3 protein-coding genes and 1 pseudogene are annotated in these 3,224 nt (G+C 68.8%); all 4 read left to right on the forward strand.

Annotated elements, in window-relative coordinates; genetic code table 11:
• Positions 1-207 (forward strand): annotated as a pseudogene (locus J0J10_RS00040) (C4-dicarboxylate ABC transporter); the annotation flags it as partial.
• Positions 208-323: 116 nt separating this feature from the next.
• Entirely contained in the window at positions 324-1,181 is an 858-nt protein-coding gene (locus J0J10_RS00045; protein ID WP_291644246.1) for an HTD2 family dehydratase, read from the forward strand.
• Positions 1,178-1,978, forward strand: a complete 801-nt coding sequence (locus tag J0J10_RS00050) for an HpcH/HpaI aldolase/citrate lyase family protein (RefSeq protein ID WP_291644247.1) — start codon at positions 1,178-1,180, stop codon at positions 1,976-1,978. Before J0J10_RS00045 ends, J0J10_RS00050 begins: the two co-directional genes overlap by 4 nt.
• A gap of 96 nt (positions 1,979-2,074) precedes the next feature.
• Entirely contained in the window at positions 2,075-2,779 is a 705-nt protein-coding gene (locus J0J10_RS00055; protein WP_291644248.1) for an alpha/beta fold hydrolase, read from the forward strand.
• The last annotated feature ends 445 nt before the right edge of the window (positions 2,780-3,224 follow it).

The raw sequence follows: 3,224 nt of genomic DNA on the forward strand, positions 1-3,224 counted from the left end.
TTCGTCGTCATCCAGTGCATCATGGTCGCGCTCGTCGTCTTCTTCCCGCAAATGGTCATGCACTACAAATCTTCCGCAGTGCAGCTCGACCAGCAGCAGATCAACAAACAGTTCGACTCAATCCAGATACCAGGACTGGGCGGTGGCGGCATGCCTGGCGGCTTCGACCTGAGCGCGCCTCCCGGCCTCGCCCCGCCGAAGCCCTGATCGGCGAGGCAAGGCGGCGGCGCTCATCGGCGCTGCCGCGGCCCCCCGCAGGCGCGAGCCTGCCCGCCTGCCATCCCATTCCGCTACGGCCTGGACCAGCAGCGAGAGCTTGACGCATGATCGCCGAGACCACCGCCCCCGATATCGATCATCTGCGCAGCTGGATCGGCCGTGAGGATGTCGCCGTCGACCACGTCGCCGAGGATCTCGCGCGCAAATACCATGCTACGCTGGATTTCCCGGGCGAGCCGCCCCGGCAGGGCGAGATCCTGCCGCAGCTGATCCATTTCTGCCTCGCGCAACCGGCGGTGCCGACGGCCACTCTCGGGGCCGATGGTCATCCGGGCCGCGGCGGCTTCCTGCCGCCGGTGCCGCTGCCGCGGCGGATGTGGGCGGGCGGTGCCGTGACCTTCCATGGCGAGCTCAGGGTCGGCGACCGCGCCAGGCGCACCTCCCGGATCGCCGATGTCGTGCTCAAGCAGGGCCGCAGCGGCGCGCTCTGCTTCGTTACGGTCGAGCATCGATTGGAGGCGAATGGCAGCCTCGTCCTGGAGGAGCGGCAGGAGATCGTCTACCGCGAGGCCGCGGTGCCGGGCACGGAAGCCGCGCCGCCACCGCCGCGCGAACCGGGCAGGCATCGGCGGGCGCAGCAGGCCAGTCCGGCGCTGCTCTTCCGCTATTCGGCGCTGACCTTCAACGCGCATCGCATCCATTACGACCGGCGCTATGCGCAGGAGATCGAGGCCTATCCCGGCCTCGTCGTCCACGGCCCGCTGCAGGCGGCCTGGCTCTGCAATTATGCCGCCGAGCTCCTGAGCGCGGCGCCGAAGCGCTTCAGCTTCCGCGGGCTGTCCCCGCTCTTCGAGCATGACGCGTTCGCGCTCCATGCCCGCGAGGTGGATAACGGGCTGGAGCTCTGGACGGCGCGTGAGGACGGCACGGCCTGCATGTCGGCGAAGGCGTACCGGACATGAGCGCGGCGCTGGATTGCCTGGTTCCGCTCTTCGTGCCGGGCAACCGGCCGGAACGCTTCGGCAAGGCCGCCGCGGCCGGTTGCGACGCCGTCATCCTCGATCTCGAGGATGCGGTCGCCCGCGACGACAAGGCGGCGGCGCGGGCCGCCCTGCGGGACGATTTCACCGATCTGCCGATCATCCTGCGGATCAACGGGCTCGGCACGCCCTGGCACGAGGCCGATATCGCCGCGCTCATGGACCTCAAGCTCGCCGCGGTGATGGTGCCGAAGGCCGAAACCGGCGCGGCCTTCGCGGGTCTGTGCGCGCGCCTGCCGATGCCGGTGATCGCGCTGATCGAGAGCGCCCGCGGCCTCGCCGATGCCCGCCGGATCGCGGCGACCGGCAATGTCGCGCGTATCGCCTTCGGCAGCATCGACTTCTGCGCCGATCTCGGCTGTGCCCATAGCCGCGAGGCCTTGCTGGCGGCGCGCAGCGAATTGGTGCTGGCCTCGCGGCTGGCATCCCTCCTGCCGCCGATCGACGGCGTGACCACCGCGATCGACGATGCGGGGCTTATCGCCGGGGATGCGCGTCATGCAAGCGAGCTCGGCTTCAGCGGCAAGCTCTGCATCCATCCGCGGCAGATCGAGCCTGTCCGTGCGGGCTTTGCCCCCGATCCCGCCGAGATCGCCTGGGCCCGCAAGGTGCTGGCGAGCGGCGATGGCGCGGCTGCGGTCGACGGCGCGATGGTCGACGAGCCCGTACGCCTGCGTGCCCGCTCCATCCTGGCGCGAAGCGCAGAGACCGGCGCCTAAGGCCGGGCTGCCTGCATCACGAGCCGGCAGGAGCGTCGGCGCAAGTACCCATGGAAGCCTGCGCCTGGAAAATGCCTTGTCTGAGGAAGGTTTCGAATGGCTCTGCCCACGCTCATCCTGATCCCCGGGCTCCTCAACGATGCCGAGCTATGGCGCGACCAGATCGCGGCGCTGGCGGACATCGCGGAGTGCCTGGTCGCCGACATCACGCAGGGCGAGAGTCTGGAGGCGCTGGCGCAGAGCGTGCTGGCGCAGGCGCCGCCGCGCTTTGCCCTCGCCGGCTTCTCGCTGGGTGGCTATGTCGCGGTCGAGATGGCGCGTCTCGCGGCGGAGCGCATCGAGCGGCTGGCCCTGCTCGACACCTCGATCCAGCCGGACGATCCCGGGCGGGCGGCGGCGCGAAAGGTTCGTGACAAGGCCGCCCGGGGGCCGGGCACCTTCCACGGCTTCGGCGACCGGTTGCTCAGGACCTATCTCAGCGAGGCCCATCTTCAGGACGAGCAGATCGTCGGGCGCATCCGGGGCATGACGCAACGGCTCGGCGCCGAGGTCTTCCTGCGCCAGAACAATATCCTGCGGAAGGATGGCGCCGGCGTCCTGAGCGGCTTGAGTTGCCCGGTCCTGATCCTGTGCGGCGAGGAGGACAGGCTGACGCCGCTCGCCGAGCACCAGGCCATGGCGCGTCTCGTGCCGCAGGCCAGGCTCGTCGCCGTGCCCGGCAGTGGCCATATGACGCCGATCGAGAACCCGGCGGCGGTGAATGCGGCCCTGCGCGCCTGGCTGCAATCGGGGCAGCCCTAAGGATCCGGTGCTGGACCGCGATCTCTGAAACGCTAATCTCTATCCCTTCTTCGACCTGACGCGGCCGAAGTTGCCGCTGGACCGCGATCTCTGAAACGCTAATCTGGGATCGCGCGGCACATCGACCGCCGGACCGTTGCCGCTGGACCGCGATCTCTGAAACGCTAATCTATCTGCGACGCCGCCGCCCCCGATGCGAAGGTTGCCGCTGGACCGCGATCTCTGAAACGCTAATCTGCCCGCGCCGCGCTCTCCACCGCGAAGGAGGTTGCCGCTGGACCGCGATCTCTGAAACGCTAGAGCGTCGGACCTGAAATCGGAATCTGTGGGATTCCCCTGAGAGCGGCTTTGTGATTCACCGTTTGGGGAGGTGGATCATGGGTCGCAGCTATTCGGACGATCTTCGCGTGCGTGTTGCCGGCTTTGTCGAGGCTGGTCATTCGCG

This window comes from Allobosea sp., assembly GCF_017308075.1.
GTDB lineage: Bacteria > Pseudomonadota > Alphaproteobacteria > Rhizobiales > Beijerinckiaceae > Allobosea.